Source organism: Herbiconiux daphne, from assembly GCF_024979295.1.
Taxonomy (GTDB): domain Bacteria; phylum Actinomycetota; class Actinomycetes; order Actinomycetales; family Microbacteriaceae; genus Herbiconiux; species Herbiconiux daphnes.
Genome location: NZ_JANLCJ010000558.1, coordinates 1 through 602 on the forward strand (window position 1 = coordinate 1; position 602 = coordinate 602).

Annotated in this window: 1 protein-coding gene; it reads left to right on the forward strand. The window is 47.8% G+C overall.

Annotated features, from left to right (window positions below; all coding sequences use genetic code 11):
* Positions 1-141: 141 nt before the first annotated feature.
* On the forward strand, positions 142-602 hold a 461-nt coding region (locus N1032_RS26430; protein ID WP_259543622.1), incomplete at its 3' end, for a hypothetical protein.

Below are 602 nucleotides of genomic sequence, written 5' to 3' on the forward strand. Positions count from 1 at the left end.
CGATGCTACTAGCCGACAGATTGATGCTATCGCTCACTTCAAGTCTTACTTGGATTCAGTCCTTGAAGACGCCACCATCGCTGAAAAGGCGATTGCCGAGAACAGCGATTTACTTTTCCAAAGCCGTAACGAGGAAGTTTAATGTCTACTGAAACTGAGCAACTAGAGCAAGACGTGAATGTGTTTGCCATGTCTGATGCTGAATTAAGCCAGTTCGATGTAACCAAATTCCAAGCTGAACCTAAGCCGGAAGAAGGCGAACCGAACCCTGGTGAAGAAATCCCACAACCTGAACCAGAGCCAGAACCTGAGCCTGAACCGGAGCCTGCTCCAGAAGAAGGTGAGCCTCAACCTGAAGAGGAAGGCAATAAACCGGAACCTGAAGTAGATGAGAAAGGTAAGCCAGTTGCTAAGGCTGAGGAAGAGAAACCTAAACCTGAAGCTGAGAACGTACCGGATTACAAAGCGTTTCATGACTCCATCGTAGGTAAAGCATTCAAAGCCAATGGGCGAGAAATTACGATTACCAACCCGGAAGACGTAATCTCGTTGATGCAGATGGGTGCGAACTACCATGAGAAGATGGCAGCACTGAAACCCAG